Annotated in this window: 19 protein-coding genes; all 19 read right to left on the bottom strand. The window is 44.6% G+C overall.

Annotated features, from left to right (window positions below):
* Nucleotides 1-58: 58 nt before the first annotated feature.
* The 19 genes from secF to hypF all read right to left on the bottom strand — a co-directional run bounded on the left by secF (nt 59) and on the right by hypF (nt 19,263).
* A complete protein-coding gene (gene secF / locus ACZ42W_RS07225) occupies nt 59-1,048 on the bottom strand; it encodes a protein translocase subunit SecF (protein WP_464169557.1) in 990 nt (329 codons plus the stop codon).
* Nucleotides 1,048-2,277 carry a protein translocase subunit SecD gene (gene secD / locus ACZ42W_RS07220; RefSeq protein WP_464170899.1) on the bottom strand — a complete coding sequence of 410 codons (1,230 nt, stop codon included), beginning with the start codon at nt 2,275-2,277 and terminating at the stop codon, nt 1,048-1,050. Before secD ends, secF begins: the two co-directional genes overlap by 1 nt.
* Before the next feature lie 148 nt (nt 2,278-2,425).
* Nucleotides 2,426-3,088, bottom strand: coding sequence for an HD domain-containing protein (locus ACZ42W_RS07215; protein ID WP_464169555.1), 663 nt, complete (start codon nt 3,086-3,088; stop codon nt 2,426-2,428).
* A gap of 82 nt (nt 3,089-3,170) precedes the next feature.
* Nucleotides 3,171-3,914 carry an EcsC family protein gene (locus ACZ42W_RS07210; RefSeq protein ID WP_464169553.1) on the bottom strand — a complete coding sequence of 248 codons (744 nt, stop codon included), beginning with the start codon at nt 3,912-3,914 and terminating at the stop codon, nt 3,171-3,173.
* A gap of 123 nt (nt 3,915-4,037) precedes the next feature.
* Complete coding sequence (yajC, locus tag ACZ42W_RS07205; RefSeq protein ID WP_464169550.1) at nt 4,038-4,430, bottom strand: preprotein translocase subunit YajC; 393 nt, start codon at nt 4,428-4,430, stop codon at nt 4,038-4,040.
* A gap of 99 nt (nt 4,431-4,529) precedes the next feature.
* Nucleotides 4,530-5,651 carry a tRNA guanosine(34) transglycosylase Tgt gene (gene tgt, locus ACZ42W_RS07200; protein ID WP_464170897.1) on the bottom strand — a complete coding sequence of 374 codons (1,122 nt, stop codon included), beginning with the start codon at nt 5,649-5,651 and terminating at the stop codon, nt 4,530-4,532.
* Nucleotides 5,652-6,080: 429 nt separating this feature from the next.
* Entirely contained in the window at nt 6,081-7,106 is a 1,026-nt protein-coding gene (queA, locus tag ACZ42W_RS07195; RefSeq protein WP_464169548.1) for a tRNA preQ1(34) S-adenosylmethionine ribosyltransferase-isomerase QueA, read from the bottom strand.
* A gap of 31 nt (nt 7,107-7,137) precedes the next feature.
* Nucleotides 7,138-8,442 (bottom strand): SpoIID/LytB domain-containing protein, encoded by a 1,305-nt coding sequence (locus tag ACZ42W_RS07190; RefSeq protein WP_464170895.1) that lies wholly within the window; start codon nt 8,440-8,442, stop codon nt 7,138-7,140.
* 154 nt (nt 8,443-8,596) lie between these two features.
* Entirely contained in the window at nt 8,597-9,619 is a 1,023-nt protein-coding gene (gene ruvB / locus ACZ42W_RS07185; protein WP_464169546.1) for a Holliday junction branch migration DNA helicase RuvB, read from the bottom strand.
* 387 nt (nt 9,620-10,006) lie between these two features.
* Nucleotides 10,007-10,615, bottom strand: a complete 609-nt coding sequence (ruvA, locus tag ACZ42W_RS07180; protein WP_464169544.1) for a Holliday junction branch migration protein RuvA — start codon at nt 10,613-10,615, stop codon at nt 10,007-10,009.
* On the bottom strand, nt 10,612-11,109 hold the full coding sequence (gene ruvC / locus ACZ42W_RS07175; RefSeq protein WP_464169542.1) for a crossover junction endodeoxyribonuclease RuvC: 498 nt from the start codon (nt 11,107-11,109) through the stop codon (nt 10,612-10,614). The genes ruvA and ruvC overlap by 4 nt, the downstream gene beginning before the upstream one ends.
* Before the next feature lie 65 nt (nt 11,110-11,174).
* The gene (locus ACZ42W_RS07170; protein ID WP_464169540.1) at nt 11,175-11,549 is read right to left on the bottom strand and encodes a hypothetical protein; all 375 of its coding nucleotides are present in this window, start codon (nt 11,547-11,549) and stop codon (nt 11,175-11,177) included.
* A 188-nt stretch (nt 11,550-11,737) separates the two neighbouring features.
* Entirely contained in the window at nt 11,738-12,496 is a 759-nt protein-coding gene (locus ACZ42W_RS07165; RefSeq protein ID WP_464169538.1) for a YebC/PmpR family DNA-binding transcriptional regulator, read from the bottom strand.
* A 79-nt stretch (nt 12,497-12,575) separates the two neighbouring features.
* Nucleotides 12,576-13,949 carry an MATE family efflux transporter gene (locus ACZ42W_RS07160; RefSeq protein WP_464169536.1) on the bottom strand — a complete coding sequence of 458 codons (1,374 nt, stop codon included), beginning with the start codon at nt 13,947-13,949 and terminating at the stop codon, nt 12,576-12,578.
* 187 nt (nt 13,950-14,136) lie between these two features.
* Nucleotides 14,137-14,547, bottom strand: coding sequence for a DUF3842 family protein (locus ACZ42W_RS07155; protein WP_464170894.1), 411 nt, complete (start codon nt 14,545-14,547; stop codon nt 14,137-14,139).
* Nucleotides 14,548-14,654: 107 nt separating this feature from the next.
* Nucleotides 14,655-15,647, bottom strand: coding sequence for a hydrogenase expression/formation protein HypE (gene hypE, locus ACZ42W_RS07150; protein ID WP_464169534.1), 993 nt, complete (start codon nt 15,645-15,647; stop codon nt 14,655-14,657).
* Between the two features lies 1 nt (nt 15,648).
* On the bottom strand, nt 15,649-16,752 hold the full coding sequence (hypD, locus tag ACZ42W_RS07145; RefSeq protein ID WP_464169532.1) for a hydrogenase formation protein HypD: 1,104 nt from the start codon (nt 16,750-16,752) through the stop codon (nt 15,649-15,651).
* Nucleotides 16,736-16,960 (bottom strand): HypC/HybG/HupF family hydrogenase formation chaperone, encoded by a 225-nt coding sequence (locus tag ACZ42W_RS07140; RefSeq protein ID WP_464169530.1) that lies wholly within the window; start codon nt 16,958-16,960, stop codon nt 16,736-16,738. The genes hypD and ACZ42W_RS07140 overlap by 17 nt, the downstream gene beginning before the upstream one ends.
* A complete protein-coding gene (gene hypF / locus ACZ42W_RS07135; RefSeq protein WP_464170892.1) occupies nt 16,951-19,263 on the bottom strand; it encodes a carbamoyltransferase HypF in 2,313 nt (770 codons plus the stop codon). Before hypF ends, ACZ42W_RS07140 begins: the two co-directional genes overlap by 10 nt.
* Between the last annotated feature and the right edge of the window lie 127 nt (nt 19,264-19,390).

The raw sequence follows: 19,390 nt of genomic DNA, 5'->3' as shown, positions 1-19,390 counted from the left end.
TTCAGAATCTCCCAGTAAGATTTTCCGAAAGAAAGAACTCTATATAGAAATCAAAGACTTATGCTTTTGCACGGGAAGCTTTGCCCCCACGAGTAGACTTCATTCGATTCTTAATCTCTACTAAGATCTGGCTCGCATTGAAGATAGACGAATATGCTCCAGACACAACCCCAATAAGCATTGCTAAAGCAAAGGTGCGAAGGGATTCTCCACCCAGAATAAGAAGGCAAAGCAGAGCGATAATGACTGTGAGAACCGTCTTGATCGAGCGCCCCATCGTCTGCCAAACCGATTTATCGACCATGTCTTCATAGCTTTCCCCACGTTTCATGCGGGTCTCATTCTCACGAATCCGGTCAAAGATAACAACTGTGTCATTAATAGAATAACCAAATATCGTAAGAATCGCTGCAACAAACGTAGAGTCGACTGACCATTGGAAAATTGAGAACAGCCCAACAACAACAAAAACGTCATGAAGCAAAGCGAGGATTCCCGAGACTGCAAAGGCAAGTTGGAATCTAAAGCCAATATAGATGAGCATAAGCACAGCAGAAATAGCAAGTGCCAGGAAGGCATTCTGAGTTAATTCTTTACCGATTGCAGGTCCCACTTTATCTTCTTTTAAGGTCGATTTGTCAAAGTCGCCTACTTTTGATTGGAGTGCGGAAAGTAATTGAGTTCTCTCATCCTCTTCCAAAGCAGAGGTTCTAATTAAAGCAGACGTATCATTGTTCGCAAGCTGTACAGAACCTTCAAGCCCAACCGACTTCATAGTATCCGAAACGGCCGTTTGCGTAACCGGTTTAGTAAACTTTATATCCAGCATCGTTCCGCCTTTGAAATCAATGCCGAGATTTAAGCCTTGCATGAATAAGGAAATAATCCCAGGAATTAAAATCAATAGCGAAATTACGAACCACCAGTAGCGCTTCTTGACAATATTAAAATAGAGTGGATGCAATTTTTGAACATCCTCATAGGTTGCGGAATGCTCAGCAGGAGTTTGGGCCTTCGTCACATTTTGAGGTACCTTTTTCTCAGCCATTACCCTTCCCTCCTTACACCAAACCAGAATGTATTCATACGTGGGTTAATTCCAACGATTAAACGTAAAATCAAGCGCGTAAAGGTTACTGCAGTAAACAAGCTCGCAATGATACCAATCGCTAAGGTAATTGCAAAGCCCTTGATTGTGCTTGTCCCTAAGAAGTAGAGCGTAGCCGCTGCAAACATGGTCGTGATATTAGAGTCAAAGACCGTGATAAATGCTCTGCTAAATCCTGCTTCTACTGCAGCACGTAACGATTTTCCGAGTCGGATTTCTTCTTTAATCCGCTCATAAATAATGATATTTAAGTCCACGGCCATACCAATCGAGAGAATCATACCTGCTATACCAGGTAACGTAAGTACGGCCCCAAATCCTTTAAGTACCCAGAGAACAATCAGGGTAAAAAGAACTAAGGAAAGATTAGCGACAAGTCCAGGTAAACGGTATAACACAAGCATAAATAGAACAATAAATGCTAAACCGTAAATTGCAGCTAGAACACTCTTATTCAAAGAATCCACGCCAAGCGAAGCTCCTACTGAGCGTTTTTCAGCAATACTCAAACTTACAGGTAGAGAACCTGATCTTAAGAGCACTGCATAATTCGCAGCTTCTTCGAGAGAAGAATATCCGGTAATTTCAGCTTGTCCATTTGGAATTGGCCCATTAACGGTAGGGTTTTGTAGAAGCTTATCATCCAAATAGATTCCGATTTTTTGTCCTACACTTCTAGTAGTGACATCAGCAAACTTTTTTGCACCTTCTGAAGTAAAGGTTAGATTAACGACAAACCCTTGTTGTCCCGACCCACCACGAGCATCTTTAAGATCGGAACCTTCGATAACTACATTGCCTTGGGGGTCTTTAAACGTCAATTTAGCCGTGGTTCTTAAAACCTCAACTGCTTTTTCTGGGTCCTGAACCCCAGCTAGATCGACGATAACGCGTTTCTTAGCAAGGTCTGTTTGGACAATCGGCTCAGAAAGCCCCATCTCATTAACCCGCTTTTCAATAATCCCTTTGGCTTTTTCCATATCCTCGTTGGTGACGGGAGCACCATCTTTACCGGGTTCGGCTTGCAATACTAAGTGAACTCCACCTCGTAAGTCAAGTCCCAGTCGGAGTCCTTTAGTGGGATCCGTAAGGGGTTGGATAGAAAGTGCGACTGCGATTGCTATCAGCAAGACAACTGCTGTTAGCTTCAGAATACTTCCCCTCTTCATCATTTTTCCTCCCTTTTTGTTTCAATGGGACTTGCCCATGCCAAAATTCATTATAAGCCTCGATTGTCAAAAGTGTCAATTCGTGAAAAGATATTCGAATATGATATATCCGAAATTATTTACCAACCTCCGACGTAAAAACCCAAATTCACAGAAGTTTAACTTCATTAATCTTTAATTCAAATTGACTTCCTAAAAAATTTGCTGCTTTTCGGCATAGAAGCATACGCGCCAAGAAAATCTCAAAATAATCCATGACAGGGCAGATGTCATTATTAATGGTGATTTCTAGCGCTATTCGATCCTGTGGGTAAACCCTGAGAAAGGAGTGCTCGACTGCATAGTTTACACGGTCATGAATATCAAATTTGGCAAGGTCGGAATTTCTAACCCTTGAGCGATGTACGTCTGATTTATCTGCTAGAATCAGGGCGGCTGATATTGTATTTACTGGGTTCCCGTCAGACTCATCATGGTTTCCAATGGCTCCAATCACCATAGCTATCTCATCTGGCGCCATTCCATGACGCTCAAGAATCGCTGCAGCTAAGACCGCTCCAGTCTGCGCATGGCTGATGCGGTTAACGGCATTTCCAATATCATGGAGATAACCTGCAAGTGCTGCAAGCTCACATTCTCTTTCTGTATGGCCTAATTTCTCTAAAATATTCGAGGCAATATTTGAAACCAAGCCGACATGCCTTAAGCCATGTTCCGTAAAGCCGATTGCCTCTAAATGCCGATTCCCCCCTTCTATATATCCTTGTACGATCGGATCCGCTTTCAAATCGGCTAGGATCACACGCTTCATAGATATCCCTCCAGACTTATCCCTAGTTCACCATAGCTAGCCCCATTTTATCTTCCCTTACCTGCTAGAGAATTCCTCACAGTCAGCTTTCGAGACGATCCTTCTCCTGTAGAATTCTTAAGCGGAAGCAGTTCATTCCCACATGCCCCAAATCCTCCAACAAGCCATAATTCGCCCATGCCCCAACAACGGCACCTATACCTGGAAGCATCTGCAGCATTTTCCGCAGATCAATCGCATCACGATATTCACGTTGAAATTGCTCCCAATCAAAATGTTCTAAGGCTTTCACTTCTGGGTATTCCTCGACGCTTTCCTCCCAGTGAGATAGTTTATAGAACAAATTTGGTCGTTTTTCCTGACTCGAAAAAGCGAGCTGGAATACAAAGAGTAAGTATAATCTCTCTCGATAATCCTTCGTAGAGTAACCATAGATATGAGCTAGCTCAAAAAGAAATTTCATTTTGATAGCAATCAATGCTGGGAAATCAGCAAGCCCAAGCATTATTCCGCCAGCTCCGGTTCCAGCGCCCTCTGCTGCAGCCAATCTTTTATACGTTTTAAGAAGATCTAAAGCTCGTCGATCTCTCTCGATCAATTCGAGATTCGCTTCCGCTTTCCCCTTAGGAATATAATCAAGGCTGAATAATACTCCTTTGACAAGCCCTTTGATGGTAACCGTGAGGGCATCTTGAATTTTCTTTGGGAAGAGTGCATTAACACGCGTTTGAAGAGCTTTCGAACCTTTTTCAAATAGACCTGGCGGTTTAAGCATTTTCTTCTGCCAGCGTTCCAACTCACCCCGAAGGTGTTCTTCATAGGTCATGGTTATTATCCCCAATTCTTACAAGGAATTTAATTAGTTCATTAATTGAAAAGCAAGTGGATCGCCCACTTGCTTATTTATTCATTCATTATTTTAGTGTTCCCAAGATAGGCCTGGGCATTCTTAGGCTTCTGTCGTTCCAGCGGCCTTTTCTTCCTCAGGCTGCTTGTCTTCAGCTTTTGCTTCTTCAACCTTGTCGTTTTTATCCTTCTTATCGGATTTTTTATCTTTTTCAACAACGACTTCACGATTCTCGATTGAAGCGATTCCTGCTCTTGCGACTTCGATTTCTACTTTATCAGCAATCTGAACAATAACCGAATTATCCTTTACTTTTTTAACCTTACCGTAAATCCCTCCAGAAGTAATGACCTTGTCATTCACTCTTAAGCTATTTAACATTGCCTGCCTTTGTTTCGCTTGCTTCTGTTGAGGGCGAATCATAAAAAAGTACATAATCCCGAAAAAAACCGCCATGTAAAGGACCAAAGTAATAGTAGATGATGAGCCTCCCATAAAAATCAAAGTCCTCCTTTTATTTCCTGTTATCCATTAAATATTCTAAAGTTATAAATATTCCGCGTCAATCGCGAAAATCCTGCTTTACTAAGAGATTTAATCCAAATAACCATAATCTGAGAAAAACTTCTGCCGATACTCAGGCAATCGATCCTCGGCAATGGCCTCACGAATTTCCCTCATCAGAGTCTGTAAGAAGTGGAGATTATGAATCGACATAAGACGCAATCCCAGGATTTCATCAGCCTTTATAAGATGTCGCAGATAAGCCCGCGAATAATTACGACAGGTGTAACAGTCACAGGTCGGATCAACCGGAGAAAAGTCATGTGAGACTTCTGCGTTACGCACAACGAGTTTTCCGAAACGCGTGAGAGCTGTTCCATTTCGAGCGATTCGAGTAGGTAGTACGCAGTCAAACATATCAATTCCTCGCATTACCCCTTCGATGAGAGCATCTGGCGATCCGACTCCCATCAAGTAGCGAGGGCGATCTTTCGGTAATAGTGGAACCGTGTAATCCAAGACCTCATACATCAAATCCTTGGGTTCGCCGACACTTAATCCCCCAACTGCATAGCCCGGCAAATCCAGCTCGGTAATTTCTGCAGCACTTTGTTTGCGTAGATCTTCGAACATGCTACCTTGAACAATTCCAAACAGCGCCTGACGGTCATTCGTCGTGAGAGTCTCTTTGCAACGCTTCAACCAGCGTGTTGTTCGCTCCAAGGACGCCTTAGCATATTCCCGTGTCGCTGGGAAGGGAGTACACTCATCAAAGGCCATGACGATGTCTGAACCCAAGGCCATCTGTACTTGAGTCGCAATTTCCGGACTTAAGAACTTCTTTGACCCATCGAGATGAGAGCGAAACTCCACTCCTTCCTCCGTAATCTTGCGTAGATCTCCAAGGCTAAATACCTGAAATCCACCACTATCAGTCAGAATGGCACCATCCCAATTCATGAACGCATGAAGTCCCCCGGCCTCACGGATCAGTTCATGCCCTGGGCGAAGGAAAAGATGATAGGTGTTACTTAGTATTATGCCAGCACCCAGCTCCTTTAATTCCTCCGGCGTCAGGGTTTTTACTGTAGCCTGAGTTCCAACGGGCATAAAGACTGGGGTGTCGATGACTCCATGAGGAGTATGAAGCTTACCTAAACGAGCACGGGTTCTCGATTCTTCCTTAAGTAATTCTAAACGAACCGCCAATATGTTCACTTCCTTTAAAGCATTTGAGCTAATATTTATTAGACTCTATGGGGTCTTGTAGCTTCTCGCACATCCGTACCTTCGGGCGTGAATCTACACCGTAGACTCACGTACTCAGCGCTCCAGGGCTGTCAAACTCGATTCCGGGGGAGCACCTTCAGCGGATGAGTATCATTTGTGGAATGCCGCCTCGGGCGAAAATGTCCACTGGACACTTTCGTTGCCAAACCCTTCTGCTTACTGCATGTGAACCAGTGGCGCCGCTAACCCCCGAAATCATCGTTCAACTTAACACCCTTCCGCCGCAAATCGTTCACTCCTGTGCGAGAAGCTACACTTTCAGGTCTTTTTAGTCTTCATAAAGGTTTTTAAGAATAGACCCTTACGCCGCTTTACAGCGCCATCAAATGATACAAGTTAAACCAAGATAAACTATAAAATGAGCATTGAATCCCCAAAGCTATAAAATCTGTAGCGTTCGCGGATTGCCAAGTTATACGCATTTAAGATAAGTTCCCTACCCGCTAGTGCACTGACTAACATCACCAGGGTGGATTTTGGGAAATGGAAATTGGTAATTAACGCGTCAACGACTTTGAATTGATAACCTGGATAAATGAAAATATCGGTCCAGCCTTCACCTGCTTGAATCTGTCCATCCTCTGAAGCGACAGATTCCAAGGTTCGAGAGGCTGTTGTTCCCACAGCAATGACTCTTCTACCCTCACGTTTTGCTCGATTGAGGCGCTCAGCAGCCTCTTTAGAAACGCGGTAGTACTCCGAATGCATATCATGTTCCTCGATATTTTCCACCTTGACCGGACGAAAGGTCCCTAGCCCAACATGCAAGAGAATCTCTACAATCTCGATGCCTGACTTCCTTAATCTCTCAAGTAACTCCTGAGTAAAGTGTAGACCAGCCGTTGGTGCTGCGGCAGACCCACTCTCTTTCGAATAAACCGTTTGATAGCGTTCCTTATCCTCTAGTTGTTCAGTGATATAAGGAGGCAGAGGCATATTCCCTAATTCATCCAAGACGGCTTCAAAAACTCCGACATAAGTAAATCTCATCACCCGGTTGCCATCGGGTAGAATCTCTAAAAGTTCACCCCTGAGAAGCCCTTCACCAAAAAGCACAAACTGACCTTCCTTTAAGCGCTTGCCAGGTTTAATGAGAACTTCCCAAACATCCCGTTCCCTGCGTTTAAGCAGTAAACATTCAATCTTAGCCTGTGTTCCTTCCTTTTCGCCCATCAACCGAGCCGGGATTACCCTGGTATTATTGATGACCAAGACATCTCCCGCCTTAAGTAAACTGGGAAGTTCACGGAAGACCTGGTGCTTGATGCCTCCGGTCGAGCGGTCAACCACCATGAGTCGGGAAGAGTCCCGAGGCTCTACTGGATGCTGGGCTATCAGCTCTTCTGGAAGGTCAAAATCAAAATCCTCTAACTTCAAAATGATTCTCCTTCAATCTAAAGTAATATGTCTAAGGATTGACTAGAGCAAGTTCAGCACGCTCATAGTAAAAATCCAAGATTTCTTGATAGGTATACCCTCTCTGAGCCATATGATAAGCTCCCCACTGCGACATTCCAACTCCATGTCCCCAGCCCCGCCCATTAAAAATAAATACACCATACGGGGAGGGCATTTCTCGAATGCCTTGGGCAGAGCTAATAATCCGATCCAATCGAGGTCCGGAATCCGACTCTACTTTCTGTTGAGAAGCAAACGCTCTTAGCTTTCTGGGGAAAGAAAAGCTTTCTGAACCGGGAATTTCACGTATATCAAATAAAATGCCAAGAAACGACTGAGCTTGTATAGGCTGACCGAAGGGATAGAACGTCTTGACAAATTCTCTTCCGCTCACGCTCTTTAGCTTACCATAAATATCGAGCATACTCACCTTTTTTACCCTGCCCGAAGGGAGCTTGTCAAGTTCGACTTTTTTAATCGGACCCATTGTGAAGGATTCCCCAAGAAAATCTGCTCCAACAATGAACCTCCAGCGGTTTGCCGCTCCACCGATTCCATCTGAAAAGGGATCCGGTTGAGAAGAAAAATGCGGATCAGAATTTCCCCAAACATTCTCAGCAAGTTCTGTATACCCCCCATTATGTGAGGAGTATAGCGCATCGATAGGGGCTCGTGTCGCGGAATCGACTAAAACCTCTCCCCGAGTCTCTTCGACGGCTTTCGTCGCAGTTCCTTCTACATTCTTCCCTAAATATGCCTGATCTAGATCCGGAGAATCAGTAATCCTTGAAGTACTCTGAGTTTTTCTAACCATAAACGTTCGTGCCGCAACGGCCTGTGCCTTAAGCGCTTCCAATCCATCGGCACCCCACTGGTTACTCATCTCGATCGGAACGACTCCTTTGAGATAGTCTTCTTGTTCAACCCGATTGATGAGCTTCCAATGATCGCTCTCCCAACTCAGTGTGAGACTTCCCCGATAACTCACATACTGTCCATCCGGGGTGCGAATCTGGAAGACCCCATGACTGCCCTGCGTTATCAGTTCGATCTCAGATCCTCGCCATAGTTTAAATTCATCGTAGTTCTTTTTTAGGACGGGAGTCCATCCCCCCCAGGTCATTTCGAGACGTGACCCAGAAGGAAAGGTACTTTCCGACTTTACTCCCTGATTAAGTTCTTTCAGAATATAGTTTCCTTGTTCAATCCGAATCTGAATCCAAGACGCCTCTTGAAACTTCCACACTAATTCAACGGATATTTCCTTCCCTTGGCAAGGATAAACTCCGAGAAATAGACTTAGAAAGAGTATCATAAACGAGATAACAAATCTTAAAGACAATCTGTCCCAGAAAGGTAGCTTCACTTTAACCACCTCTTTCTCACTCTGAGAACAGATTGCCCGATTGGGGTTTTATGTATTCCTAATTTACGAAACAAGAGGATACATAAATACTATAGATCTAATCTTATTCCTCAAATAAGGTATCGCTTTGGCGAGTAGGAAGTGGAAGTCCTAAATGCTGATACGCTCGTACCGTTGCAATTCGACCGCGGGGTGTCCGCTGCAGAAATCCTTGTTGGAGAAGATAGGGTTCAACAACATCTTCAATGGTTTCTGATTCTTCCCCGATGGTTGCTGACAGAGTTTCTAAACCGACCGGTCCGCCTGCAAACATTTGGATGATTGTCATCAGACAGTTCTGGTCAATTCGATCAAGTCCAGCAGGATCGACTTCCAAACGATCAAGGGCCTTCCGGGCAAGTTCCTCACTCACAACGCCATCTTCCCAAACTTGAGCATAATCTCTCACGCGCTTTAATAGCCGATTCGCTACCCTTGGTGTTCCTCGTGAACGTCGGGCAATTTCTGAGGCCCCGTCGGGAGTGATTTCTAGACGCAAGATTCCAGCCGCTCTGCAGATAATTTTGACTAAATCCTCAACTTCGTAGAACTCCAGCCGACTTATCACCCCGAAGCGATCCCTTAAGGGGGAAGCAAGTTGCCCTGCACGAGTCGTCGCTCCAACTAAAGTAAAGGGCTGCAAGGACAAACGGATAGAGCGTGCACTCGGGCCTTTACCAATGACTATATCCAGACATCCATCTTCCATTGCTGAGTATAATATTTCCTCAGTGGTTCGGCTCAATCTGTGAATTTCGTCAATAAATAAAACATCCCGCGGTTCTAACGAGGTAAGAATAGCCGCTAAATCCCCAGGCCTTTCAATCGCAGGACCAGAAGTTGTCCTGATACTAACCCCCATCTCCGTTGCTACGATGTTTGCAAGTGTCGTTTTTCCCAATCCAGGGGGTCCGTAAAGGAGGACATGATCTAGGGCTTCGCCTCGCGCTAAGGCAGCCTGAATAAAAATATGAAGGTTATCTTTTACTTTTCCTTGACCTATATAATCCGCTAATCGATGCGGACGAAGCACCTCTCCCTCTTGATCTCCGGGGAGTTCTTGCGGAGATATCATGCGTTCTTCCATAACTTTTCTCCTCAATTTCTTATGTACTCAGGTAAGTAGCTTTTCGTACATCCGCTCACTCATTAGCTCCAGGGCTCGAATGCGGTGGAGCATTCGGACGAAGGCCTTACTCGCTTCCGATGGAGCACCTTCAGCGGATGTGTATCATTTGTGGAATGCCGCCTCGGGCGAAAATGTCCACTGGACACTTTCGTTGCCAAACCCTTTTGCTTACTGCATGTAAACCAGTGGCGCCACTACGCTAAGGCGCGAAACCCTACCACGGGTTTCGTCATCGAAAGCCTCGTTCGCCTTAACGCCCCTCCGCTAGAAGTCGTTCAGCTAAGGCCGAAAGCCGACCACGGCTTTCGTTCTGTACGTAAAGCTACATTATCGGGTCCTATAAGTCTATTTTTTTGCCGCAAGCGAACGAAGCGCTAATCTGACTTGTTCCTCAACACTAAGCTCTTGCCCAGTTTCTTCCTGAGTCAGAAGAGCCTTCTTTGCCTCTTCTTGGCTAAAGCCCAAAGCAAGAAGCGTTTCCATCGCTTCAGAGTAGATGAGTCCTTGCTCTTGCGTTATTAACGGATCCGACCCTCCCAAAGCAGTGACTGCCTTGCCCTTGAATTTCTCTTTTAATTCTAAGATTAGGCGTTGTGCCGTTTTCTTCCCAATTCCAGGTACCTTAGTCAAAAGAGTAAGATTCTCGCCGGCGATTGCACTTTCTGTCCGCGCTGAACCGAGGGTAGATAAGATAGAGAGCGATGCTTTCGGTCCAATTCCTGATACAGTGAGCATCTGCAAAAAGAGTTCTTTCTCAGCCATGGAGGAAAAACCGTAAAGGGCGAGTTCTTCTTCACGTAATATCACATGAGTATATACCGTGATTTCCTGTCCCGCCTGACACTTCGCCAAAAAACCATAAGGGGTAGAGATTTGGTATCCTACCCCTTGAACGTCAAGAATTAATTTTTCCGACTGTATTTCCCAAACCTTCCCTCTGAGCATCCCTATCAAAGTGATCCCCCCATTCTATTGATTAGATTGGCACTATGTGCATGACAAATCGCAATCGCTAGCGCATCTGCAGTATCGTCAGGTTTAGGTACCTCTTGAAGCCCTAATAGAGCTCTTACCATCTGCTGAATCTGCTTTTTATCGGCTCTACCATACCCTACAACAGCCTGCTTCACTTGAAGCGGGGTATACTCAAAAACCGGGATTCCAGCTTGTGCTCCCGCTAGAAGCACCACTCCACGAGCTTGTGCAACCGTAATGGCTGTGGTGGTATTTCGATTGAAAAAGAGTTCTTCCACTGCGATCTGTTGTGGTTGATAACTCTGGATAAACGTCTGTAATTCATTATAAAGTGTTAATAACCGCTCAGACATCGGGGTATGTGCCGGAGTTCTCCAAGACGAATAGGTTAAAGGGATCAAACGATTCCCCTTCTTTTCAATTAGACCATACCCCATAATCGCGGTTCCCGGGTCAATACCAAGTATGAGCATATTCGCCTTCCTCTCTATCCCAGTGAATTCGACAGGAGGGCAAATAATTCCTTGTTAAAAATGTTTTATTCCAACCACAATTCTTCACTCATAGAATCGATGAAGGATTGAACTTCATCTAAAGAATGGAATTCAATTCGTGTGACCATCGATTGCATCTCCTGCGGCCAGTGTTTAACATCTAATCCAGAGAGTAGAACTTGACCGGTTTGAGGGTCACCCTGAAGTATGGATAGGATTCCATCTTGAACAAGTACAGAATAATTTCCTGACTGAATCGGAATTCCTTTGTTAACTACCTCTGCATCATCCGCAAGCACATTATTTTCGCTAGAGGGGTCTCCGAGGGGTATCTTCTGAATCAGGACTGGAACAAGAATTCCTAGTCCTATCCCAATCGCTAAAATAAGAACAAATTGCTTATAACGGGAAATAAACACAATCATAACCTCCTGACAATACTCTTTATCCGTAGCATTGCCAAGATTTCTTGATTACAACCCCCCCGGTTAGGTAAGAAAGAAAAACTGCTCTCTTTCTCAGTAAAAAGGACAAGCCCCCAGCTTGCCCTTGACAAAATTTAAATTACTGAAGATTAATTCTCATAAGGCTCTAACTAATGGCTAAATTAATCAAGATCCTCTTCAGATAGAGAATCAGCGAACTCAAAGTTTGCATAAACTCCTTGAGTGTCATCATGTTCTTCCAGGAGATCCATTAAGCGAATGAGCTTTTTAGCCTGATCCACATCAGCGATTTCGACTGTATTTTGTGGGATAAGGTTGACAATTGCTTCCGATATTTCAATTCTTTGATCGAGTATACCTTGCCGTACTGCTTCCATTTCTGCAGGATCTGTATAGATAACAAAGCTCTCCTCTTCTTGGTCCATATCCTCTGCCCCTGCTTCAAGAGCAACAAGCATTAACTCATCCTCCTCGAGTTTTAAGTCTTCTTTCGGGAGAGTGAGTTGTCCTTTTTCATTGAACATCCAGTTAACACAGCCAGTTTCTCCGAGATTCCCACCATTTTTCGAGAAAATGTGACGCATCTCACCTGCGGTACGGTTTCGATTATCAGTTACGACGTTCACCATAACTGCAACTCCACCTGGGCCATAGCCTTCATAACGTAACTCTTCGTAATTGGTACCTTCTCCACCACCGGCTCCTTTTTGGATCGCTCTTTGGATATTATCATTCGGCATATTAGCAGACTTAGCGTTATCAATGGCAATTTTTAAGCGGAAATTATTATTTGGATCCCCACCACCGGTACGAGCTGCCACAATGAGTTCTCGTCCGAGTTTCGTAAATATCTTCCCTTTTTGTGCATCTGCTTTTGCTTTTTTATGTTTAATATTAGCCCATTTGGAATGTCCTGACACAAAGATTCCTCCTTCGTTTCGTCCATCGATTATTGTAACACAGAAAATTTTTGCGTGTAAAGATATTCATGACAAACGACTATGCCTCTGCATATACAGGCTCTTGCTCTTGATTATCAAGTCGGCCCAAACGCTTCAAGTCAAAAAATAATAAAATTGCGGTAACAACAGTCGAAACAACATCCGATACTGGCCCCGCCATCCAAACTCCGATAAGCCCATAGAAACGAGGCAGGATCAAAAGTGCCGGAATTAAAAAGATTAATTGACGTGATAAGCTTAAGAACAGAGATTTTTTGGGTTGACCCGTTGCTTGAAAATAGTTTACGACCGCAATCTGCAAGCCAATAATAGGAAGCATTACTAGATAAATTTTCAATCCCTCGACTCCATCGCGAATGAGTTCTGGGTCGCTAGTAAAAAGGCTCATCAGTCCGTAGGGGATAAGATGGGTCACAAGAAAACCTAGGACCATGAACCCTGTAGCTCCTAGAATTCCGAGCCAGAGCGTCTGCCTAACTCGTTTATATTTCCTCGCACCATAATTATACCCGATGATAGGCTGAGCACCTTGGTTAATCCCAAAGACAGGCATGAAAATCATCATAACAATCCCGTTAATAACTGCCATCGCTGCAATCGCAGAGTCCCCCCCGTAAAAGGCAAGACTCTTATTAAAAATTACGGTGATCACACTCGCTGCAATCTGCATGGAGAATGGTGATACCCCGATAGCTACAATCTCGCGAATAATCAGTTTGTCCAACTTCAAATTTACAAAGTGTAGTTTAAGAGACGATTGGTCGCTTAAGAAGTAGTATAGCACCCAGATCGATGTCACCATCTGCGAAATTACGGTTGCCAACGCCGAGCCTGCGACTCCCAACTTAAAAACAAAAATGAAGATAGGATTTAGTATGATATTCAGTACCGCTCCCAAAATCATCGTAAACATCGCGACTTTTGGATTTCCTTCGGCTCGAATGAAGTTATTCATCCCGAAGCCGATGCTTTGGAAAACCGTTCCCCAGAGTAAGACTTTAACAAAGGTTCGAGCATATGGCAGAACCTCTTGACTGGCACCGAACTGTATGAGTAATCCATCCATAAAAAGAAAGGTTACAAGACTAATAACGACCGATATTAGCAAAAGGAGTGTCAAGGAATTTCCGACGATACGTTCTGCATCCTCTTTTCTATGTTGACCCAAACGAATAGAAATCAGTGAGGTGGCACCGATTCCAACTAGCATACTAAAAGCCATAATGATTAGCGGAATAGGAAAACTAATTGCAATCCCCGATAAGGCCTCAGGGCCCACGCCCTTGCCTACAAAAATTCGATCAACAACGCTGTAAAACGCATTTACAAGCATCCCAATAATCGCAGGAACTGAAAACTTTAGTAACAGTTTTCCTATCTTCTCTTCTCCTAAAATATTCGATCTGTCCATATCTTACTTCTCTCCTTGATTCATCTCTTCAGGCATAATAACGTTTATTATAGCATCTTCTTATCATATGGAGAAATAAAACTTTCTACTTACTCATGCTAATTGCAAAACGTAGATGGAAATAAAATCCGAATAAAAAACGAGTAGCCAGTTCAAATCGAACTGGCTACTCGTTTTTCTAGAATAGCTATTCTGCGGCCCTTTTTTCTATCTCACTAACTAAAGTCTCCACATGATGGGGCAAAGGCATCCGAGTCGTTCCGATAACCATGATATTGCTTCGTTGGATTGGTATCAGAAGTTTATCCGCCTTACTTGAGGATATCGCTGTAGCCATCGCAGGAGTGATTTCCCCCAGCAATCCGTAAACAGTCACTATAGCTAAGGAACCAGCTATAATATCCACTCGGTCAGTATTAAAGCATATTGCCGATTCACCTGAGGCCCCTTCTGTAGCTCCCGCCCTAAGCATGGCACCTGTCGCAAGTGCGTTCGTTCCTAAGGCCAATATCTCAAGATCAGGTATTCGCTTGCGCAACTGCTCCACGATATGCTTCCCAATTCCACCACCCTGACCGTCTATTACAGCAACTCGCATTCCTTGCCACCTCATCCCAATTCTCTCTTGTAGGTTTAAGTCTTATCTATAACTAATGTCACCCTGATTTTTTCTTATACAGTTCTCTCTATGTTATTCCATAATATCTAGCATATCCGCGGCAGGTGCTCTCCTTCGAGCATGCCTACGATACGTTTTCCCCCAAGTGATGTCTCGAGAAGTACAAGCCCTGGATCTGACTCCATTACTCGTCCTATGATAGCGGCTTTTTTTCCTAAAGGATGCTTATGCATATGGTCTAATACGTCTTGCACTACTTCAGGAGAGACTATGGCTAGAACTTTCCCCTCATTCGCGAGATATAAAGGATCCAACCCAAGCATTCCACAGGCTCCCTCTACTCCAGGATTTAACGGAAGCTTTTCTTCTTCTAGGAGAATACCCACCTGAGCCTGACGCGCTAATTCATTTATCGTTGTTCCTACCCCACCCCGAGTAGGGTCACGCATACAGCGAACGCCTTGCATAAAGAAACTATCAATCAATCCATTGAGTGGGGCACAATCACTTTTTATCGGTGTCTCAAACTCTAAGCCTTGTCGATCAGCCAAGATGGCTACTCCATGATCTCCAATCGTTCCACTGATGAGGACATAGTCCCCCGGGCGGATATGTTGCGGTCCAACCTTACGTTCCGTTACCCATCCGATTCCTGTCGTGTTTATGAAGATTTTGTCCGCACTTCCCAGCTCAACGACCTTGGTATCTCCACAAACCACGAATACACCGGCCTCTTCCGCAGTCTCCGCAATACTCCGAACAATTTGTTCAAGGTCTTCGAGTAAAAATCCTTCCTCCAGGATAACACCTAAAGAAAGAAAACGCGGATCTGACCCAGAAACGGCTAAATCATTGACCGTACCGCACACCGATAATTTTCCAATGTCTCCTCCGCGAAAAAATATAGGAGAAACAACAAAGGAGTCAGTGGTTATGGCAAGCTTCCCACTTCCAGGCACGACAGTAGCATCATTCATTTGATTAAGGTATTCATTTCCTAAATATTTTTGAAAAATCTCCTGGATCAATTGATGACTCAGCCGTCCCCCACTCCCATGGGCCATGATGATTCTATCCATTCTATCCTCTCCTTTGTGCATATCGGAAATAGGCTGCACACGACCCCTCAGTGGAGACCATACAGGGTCCTACGGGATCAATTGGGGTACATTTGCGAGCAAACAATGGACATTCTGATGGGATAATTTGTCCTTTGAGTACCTTACCACAACAGCAACCAGGTATCTCCGGCGAATCAAACTCTGGGAGTGAAAATTTCCTTACCGCATCCCATTCTTGGTATTCCGTGCGAATTCCCAAGCCCCCAAGCGGAATGATGCCTATACCTCGGAAGCGTGCATCCACAGGTTCAAAGACTCTCTCGATGAACTGTTGCGCCATAGGATTTCCTTCGGGTTTTACGACTCGCTTATACTGGATCTCAATTTCTGAGCGTCCTTCCGCTCGTTGACGAAGAAGCATCACTAAGGCTTCCAGAATATCCAAAGCCTCAAATCCAGTAACCACTCCAGGTTTTCCATAGTCCTTTGCCATAAACTCCAAGGATTTTGTCCCAATAATTGAACATACATGCCCGGGATCTAAAAAAGCATTGACTTCAAGTTCTGGATCTTCAGCTAAGGCTTGAAGCACCGGAGGTACGATTTTATGCATGGACATGACACTGAAATTCTTTAGCCCCTCTTGCTTTGCACTTTCAATACTCACTGCAACCGTGGGGACAGTGGTCTCAAACCCAACCCCTAAAAAGACGACTTCCTTATCCTGATTTTTACGAGCTAATTCGAGTGCATCAAGAGTGGAGTAGACAATCCGTATATCAGCACCCTCTCCACGCAAAACTTGTAAGCTTTTCTCAGATCCAGGTACTCGGATCATATCTCCGAAAGTGGCAGTGATTACGTTAGGCTGAGCTGCGAGATATAAGAAACGATCAATATCACTACTGTCTGTAACACAGACTGGGCACCCCGGCCCAGAGACCAGTCGTATCTGAGGGGGCAATAGATCGCGCAGAGCGTTCTTCGCAATCGCTACGGTATGCGTTCCACAGACCTCCATGACAGTATAGTGTTCCGTAGCTAGTTCTTTAATTTCCTCAAGATAGTGGGCCGCTAATTCTTTCGTTGCTTGTTGATTATTCTCTCTACTCTTCACGGGCATCCGCTTCCTCTAATAATAATTCTTCGGTTTCTTTAGCGATTTGCTCATCTATGACTTCAATAGCAAATCCTGCATGGACTAAAACGTATTCCCCTACCTTAACCTCTGGTACCAGATGGGTCCCAACAGTTCGTTCATTCCCCATCATATCTACTTTAGCCATCATTTCATCGATGGAAACCACTCGGGCTGGAATAGCTAGACACATGATTTACACACCTCATTCGCAATTAATACTTGACCAAAGGAAAGTCCTCCATCTCCAGGCGGGAGTTCCTTTGCCCGGAGCACCTGAATTTGATGAATCTGACAGAGGGCTAAGACCCTTTCCGTTAACAATTTATTTTGAAATACTCCGCCAGTTAATACGAGAGGGCCCTGCCCAATGTGCAGTTTACGTACAGTCTGGACAATCGCATGCGCGATAGAGTCATGGAATTGATAGGCAATCCAGCCAGGCTCCCTTCCCCGTAGGTAATCGCGAATGATACCTTGGAGTAACCGACTAATCTTTAATATTAACCCCTTCTCCTCCCACACCCAATCCATTGAATAATAAGGGGTGGGAAATGCGTTATCACTGTGGGAAGTAGGCATTAATCCTTCATTACTCTTTTGGAGCCATACACTTGCACGTGACTCGAGTTCAATCGCGGCTTGCCCTTCATACGTCACTTCAGTGCAAACATCTAATAGAGCACTTATGGCATCAAAGAGTCTCCCTGCGCTGGAAGTCTCGAAGACCTGAATTTTCTTCTCGAGCTGCTGGTCTAGTATGTTTCGCTCAGATGGAGTGAGGCGTTCCCAGAGGGCCTGACTCATCGACCATTCATCTTTAGAAAGTAGGGACTTCGCATAGGTATACGCAATTCGCAGTGGATGCTTAGACCCGGCATCTCCGCCTGGTAAAGGAAGATACTCGAGATGAGCTACCCGCTCATAGCTCCTCGCATTTCCTTTTAGAAACTCAAAACCCCATATTTTTTGATCATCACCCCAGCCTGTCCCGTCACAGATTACACCAAACGTTGGGGCCGTCACTTCATGTTCACCCAGAACACTCACCAGATGGGCATGATGATGCTGTACCTCGATGCTTGGCCAAGGACTTTCCTTAGCAAAACGAGTGGTTTGATAATTGGGATGAGTATCATGGGCAACAACTTCTGGGATAATCCGAACTACCTTTTGAAAGGAAGATAGTTCCTGGCGAAAGCGAAGAAAGTTCGCATACCCTTCCATATCACCTATGTATTGGCTGACAAAGGCCCTAGGTCCTGAGGCTAAACAAAATGCATTCTTTAGCTCTCCCCCAACCCCTAAAATCGCAGAAAACACTTCTTCTGGATTTTTCTGAGGCAAAGGGACATATCCACGAGCACGACGATGAAAAACGGTTTTTTCCCCTATAACCTGTAAGACAGAGTCATCACAGGGGTGATAAATATCTCGGTTATGCAAGAGAAAATAGTCCGCAATCCCTTTAAGTTCCTGCACTGCTTCTTCATTCGTGTAGATTAACGGACGCCCACTCAGATTAGCGCTCGTCATCACTAGAAAATCGCAGGGCGCCTCAAAAAGCAGGGAATGAAGTGGAGTATAAGGAAGCATCACACCCAAAGTATGGAGTCCAGGAGCAACTTCTACCGGGAGCGAATTCGCTGCATCAATTCGCCTTTCTAGAATAACAATCGGCGCTGCCGTACTCGTTAGAAGATTTTCTTCTAAGGAAGAAACCTTGAGCTGTTCGTGAATTACAGCAAGATTCTGGGCCATTAAAGCAAATGGCTTTGCGCCACGTTCTTTTCGTTCACGCAAACGCTGAACAGACTTTGGGTTCCGAGCATCACATACCAGATGAAATCCACCCAGTCCTTTGACCGCAAGAATGGCGCCTTGAGCAAGTTGATCGATTCCTAAGCCCGGGAGAGCTTCCCCTTGAGCATTCACCAGCTGAACCGAGGGTCCGCAGTGAGCGCAGGCTACCGGTTGGGCATGGAATCTTCGGTCCAGCGGGTTTTCATACTCTTTTGCGCATTCCTTGCACATAGGGAAGCCGTTCATAGTTGTCTGTGAACGATCATAAGGAACATCCCGTATGATTGTGTAACGGGGTCCACAGTTTGTACAATTCGTGAAAGGATACTGATAGCGTCGATTATTGGGATCCCTTAAATCGTCTAGACAATCTGCACACGTTGCCACGTCAGGTGAGATGAGTACATCGGGATTTCCTTCATCTCTACTTTGAATGATTTCAAAACTTCGGTAATTGTGCAAGGATACTTCACACTGTTCCACCCCTGTAACCTTTGCTAGAGAAGGGGTTTCCTTTAACAGTCTATCATAAAACAAATCCACTTGAGTTCCTTCAGCATGGATATCTACTCCATGGCTTGAATTACTAACCCACCCTTGGATTCCCATCTCATGTGCGAGTCTAAAGACATAAGGTCTAAATCCAACGCCTTGGACGATTCCATTAAGATGAATAGAATATGCCTTACCTATCACTCTACAACAATTACCTTTCTCTGCTAGTCTTGTACCTCCTATTTTACACGCTTATGAGGCATTAAGTAAATAATTTTAATATTCCGACTATAGTAAATGGACTAGAAAACCTTTGCGGAATAGG

It is taken from the genome of Desulfitobacterium elongatum, from assembly GCF_055378975.1.
Note: the sequence above shows the minus strand (reverse complement) of the source record. Positions and strands in the feature narration are given on the sequence as shown.

What these genes read in the sequence shown, in the direction of transcription:
- ruvB (WP_464169546.1), bottom strand. Translation starts at nt 9,619, where the DNA reads ATGGAAGAACGCATGATATCTCCGCAAGAACTCCCCGGAGATCAAGAG.
- ruvC (WP_464169542.1), bottom strand. Translation starts at nt 11,109, where the DNA reads ATGCTCATACTTGGTATTGACCCGGGAACCGCGATTATGGGGTATGGT.
- ACZ42W_RS07210 (WP_464169553.1), bottom strand. Translation starts at nt 3,914, where the DNA reads ATGACCTATGAAGAACACCTTCGGGGTGAGTTGGAACGCTGGCAGAAG.
- ACZ42W_RS07140 (WP_464169530.1), bottom strand. Translation starts at nt 16,960, where the DNA reads ATGTGTCTAGCTATTCCAGCCCGAGTGGTTTCCATCGATGAAATGATG.
- yajC (WP_464169550.1), bottom strand. Translation starts at nt 4,430, where the DNA reads ATGGGAGGCTCATCATCTACTATTACTTTGGTCCTTTACATGGCGGTT.
- hypE (WP_464169534.1), bottom strand. Translation starts at nt 15,647, where the DNA reads ATGGATAGAATCATCATGGCCCATGGGAGTGGGGGACGGCTGAGTCAT.
- ACZ42W_RS07160 (WP_464169536.1), bottom strand. Translation starts at nt 13,949, where the DNA reads ATGGACAGATCGAATATTTTAGGAGAAGAGAAGATAGGAAAACTGTTA.
- secD (WP_464170899.1), bottom strand. Translation starts at nt 2,277, where the DNA reads ATGAAGAGGGGAAGTATTCTGAAGCTAACAGCAGTTGTCTTGCTGATA.
- ACZ42W_RS07155 (WP_464170894.1), bottom strand. Translation starts at nt 14,547, where the DNA reads ATGCGAGTTGCTGTAATAGACGGTCAGGGTGGTGGAATTGGGAAGCAT.
- ACZ42W_RS07215 (WP_464169555.1), bottom strand. Translation starts at nt 3,088, where the DNA reads ATGAAGCGTGTGATCCTAGCCGATTTGAAAGCGGATCCGATCGTACAA.
- ACZ42W_RS07190 (WP_464170895.1), bottom strand. Translation starts at nt 8,442, where the DNA reads ATGATACTCTTTCTAAGTCTATTTCTCGGAGTTTATCCTTGCCAAGGG.
- secF (WP_464169557.1), bottom strand. Translation starts at nt 1,048, where the DNA reads ATGGCTGAGAAAAAGGTACCTCAAAATGTGACGAAGGCCCAAACTCCT.
- hypD (WP_464169532.1), bottom strand. Translation starts at nt 16,752, where the DNA reads ATGCCCGTGAAGAGTAGAGAGAATAATCAACAAGCAACGAAAGAATTA.